2 protein-coding genes are annotated in these 3,459 nt (G+C 69.0%); both read left to right on the top strand.

Annotated features, from left to right (window positions below; translation table 11 throughout):
* Positions 1 to 1,297: LCP family protein (locus tag GUY60_RS36005; protein WP_246236094.1), on the top strand; the 1,297-nt coding region annotated here is incomplete at its 5' end.
* 227 nt (positions 1,298 to 1,524) lie between these two features.
* Positions 1,525 to 3,423 carry an LCP family protein gene (locus tag GUY60_RS36000; RefSeq protein WP_161705649.1) on the top strand — a complete coding sequence of 633 codons (1,899 nt, stop codon included), beginning with the start codon at positions 1,525 to 1,527 and terminating at the stop codon, positions 3,421 to 3,423.
* Positions 3,424 to 3,459: the final 36 nt, after the last annotated feature.

Genomic DNA, 3,459 nt, shown 5'->3' with positions numbered 1-3,459 from the left:
CCACAAGTCCCACTGGCTCCGCTGGCTCGCGCTTGGCGTGGCCGTGGTCGTGCTCGCGGCCGCCGGGGTCGGGTGGAGCCTCTACAAGAAGCTCGACGGGAACATCACCGAGGACACCGGGACCGCCGCCGAGCTGGAGCGGTACGAGAAGGAGCGGCCCGCGCCCTCCGTGCACAACGCGCAGAACATCCTGCTGATCGGCTCGGACACCAGGAAGGGCGACGGCAACGGCCGCTACGGGCAGGACGCCGGTACGCAGCGCTCCGACACCACGATCCTGTTGCACCTCGCGGCCGACCGGAAAAGCGCCACCGCCGTGTCCGTGCCCCGGGACCTGATGGTGGACCTGCCCGCCTGCCGCCGCCCGGACGGCTCCCACTCGCGGCCCCAATTCGCCCAGTTCAACTGGGCGTTCGAGTTCGGCGGCGCCGCCTGCACCATCCGTACCGTCGAGAAGCTCACGAAGATCCGGGTCGACCACCACATGATCGTGGACTTCCAGGGCTTCAAGAAGATGGTCGACGCCGTCGACGGGGTCGAGGTCTGCCTCAAGGAGCCGATCGACGACCCCGACGCCAAGCTGAAGCTCGCGGCAGGGATGCGGAAGCTCAACGGCGAGCAGGCGCTCGGCTACGTACGCGCCCGCAAGTCGCTCGGCAACGGCAGTGACACCGAACGCATGGACCGCCAGCAGCAGTTCCTCGGCGCGCTCGTGAACAAGGTGCAGAGCAACGGCGTTCTGCTCAACCCGACGCGGCTCTACCCGGTGCTCGACGCGGCCACCTCGGCACTCACCACGGACCCCGCGATCGCCGGGTTGACCGACTTGTACGAGTTGGTGCGCAGCATGCGCAACATCCCCACAGACCGCGTGCAGTTCCTCACCGTCCCCCGCCGGTCGTACACCTACGACCCGAACCGCGACGAGCTCGTGCAGCCGGACGCGGGGCGGCTGTTCGACCGGCTGCGGACGGACGCGCCGGTTCAGGTGTCGCCGCGCAAGGCCGAGTCCGAAGGACCGGACAAGGGCGGCGACTCGGACTCCACGACCGAATCCGGGTCCAGCGAGGAGTCCGGTTCCGGTGAGTCTGAGGGATACGAGGGGGAATCGTCCGAGGGTGACTACGGGGGCGACGAGGGCTCCTGGGAGGACGAAAAGCCCGGAGGTCGGGGTTCCGGTGATGGCCTGTTCACCCTCCGTGCGACCTGGGACGACAAGCCCGACGACCCCACCAGCACCCCGAGCCCGGCTCCGACGTTCCGCGGGAACACCGCCGCCGGAACGAGTTGTGAGTAAAGGCGTCACCAAGCGGGAACGGGCGCGGCCAGGAAAAGGCCGTATTTGCCCAGTTGTAGGGGAGTGGAATGTGTCACCGCCGTCGCCGTGTCCTGAACTGGTCCTATAGCGTGAGCGATTCCGGTGCGCCGGGCCGCTGTGTCGCGGTCGCGCGCCGATGGACCGAGTGACCGGGCGCCCCGGGAGGGGGAGGCGCCGCGTGGCCCCGACGGAGGACTCAAGCAACCGTGGACGCGCAAGGCCGTGGGCGGGCGGAGAATGTCGACCCCGCAGACCAGTGGGTACTCAACCCGCAGACCGGTGACTACGAACTGCGACTGAGCCCCTCCGCAGGGCAACAGCCTTCGGGAATTCCGGCACCTCGTAGATCGCCTCGTACCGAGAACCCTGTGACGGGCGGTGCGCGGTTCACACCGTCGAGCCGGCACCGTCCGGGGCCCAACGGGCCGGGTGAGCCGACCCGCTCCGGCGAGTCGACCCGCCCCTTCGAGCAGGTACGCCCTGGCGGGCTCGGCAGCACGCGTGGCCCCGTCGGACCTGCCGGACCCTCCGGACCTGCCGGTCCCTCTGGTCCCTCCGGTCCCGACGCACCGGGCCGGGACGCTCCGGGCCGCGATGTGCCCGGACCGCGCCGTCGCCGCGGCCGGTCCGAGGAGGCCGCGCCGCCGAGCACCGGCAGGCGCAGGCCCAAGCCGAAGAAGTCCAAGGGCAAGAAGGCCCTCATGTGGACCGGCGGGATCGTGGCGTTCCTCCTGGTCGGCACCGGCACCGCCGCGTACCTCTACTGGGAGCACCTGAACGACAACATCACCGCCATCAACGACGACGGCGCGGGCACCGGCGGCTTCAGCAAGGACCGGCCGATCAACGTGCTGCTCATCGGCACGGACAAGCGCACCGGCAAGGGCAACAAGGGGTACGGCGACTCGGGCAGCGCCGGGCACGCGGACACCACGATCCTGCTGCACGTCTCCAAGGACCGTACGAACACCACCGCGTTGAGCATTCCGCGCGACATGATCACCGACATCCCGGACTGCCCGACCACGCAGGCGGACGGCACGTCGAAGACGATCCCCGGCACCAACGAGACCCGATTCAACGAGAGTCTCGGGCAGGCCGGGCGCACCCCGAGCTGCACGATGCGTACGGTCACCGAGATCACCGGCGTGAAGATCGACCACTTCATGGTGGCCGACTTCAACGCGGTGAAGACGCTGTCCACGGCCGTCGGCGGCGTACCGATCTGCCTCGCCAAGGACATAAACGACCCCAAGTCGCACCTGAATCTGCCCAAGGGCCCGCACACCGTGAAGGGCGACGACGCGCTGGCGTTCGTCCGTACCCGGCACGCGGTCGGCTTCGGCGGCGACCTCGACCGCATCAAGTTGCAGCAGCAGTTCCTCACTTCGCTGATGCGCAAGATGAAGTCGAACGACACCCTGAGCGACCCCGGCAAGATGCTGGACCTGGCGGAGGCGGCCACCAAGGCGCTGACCGTCGACTCCAAGATCTCCGACCTGAACAAGCTCAAGGACCTCGGCATGGAGCTGAGCGGGGCGGACCTGGAGAACATCTCGTTCGTCACCGCGCCGGTCGTGGACAACACCGACGGGGCGACCGTCCTGCTCGACGACCCGAAGGCGAAGCCGCTGTTCTCGATGCTGCGCGCGGACCGGTCGCTGACCGACGTGAAGAAGCAGAAGAAGAAGGCGGAGGAGGACCGGCTCAAGGGCTCCAAGTCCGACCCCGCCGACGTCCGCGTCAACATCTACAACGGCTCGGACACCGTGGGCGCCGCGCAGGCGACGCTCACCTGGCTGCAGACCGACCAAGGCGTCCTGAAATCCAGCCAGTTGGGCAACGCGCCCAAGCCGCAGGACAAGACGACCCTGGAGTACGACCCCGACCAGGCCGACGAGGCCCGCAGGCTCGCCGACATCATGGGCCTGCCCGCCTCCGCCCTGAAGCCGGGCAAGAGCGAGGAGAACGCACAGGGCCTGCCGGCCATGAAGCTCGTACTGGGTGACGACTTCGAGGGGGCCGGAACTCCGATCTCCGCCCCGTCGAAGGCGCCGGAGGGGATTCAGAAGGTCCAGGCGGACAAGGCCGTCTGCGCCAAGTAGCCCCGCGCTCCACCCCGCGCCCGGCCCCGCGCCGGG

Source organism: Streptomyces boluensis (assembly GCF_009908195.1).
In the GTDB taxonomy this organism is placed as follows: Bacteria; Actinomycetota; Actinomycetes; order Streptomycetales; family Streptomycetaceae; genus Streptomyces; species Streptomyces boluensis.
This window is presented reverse-complemented; position numbering and strand designations above follow the sequence as displayed.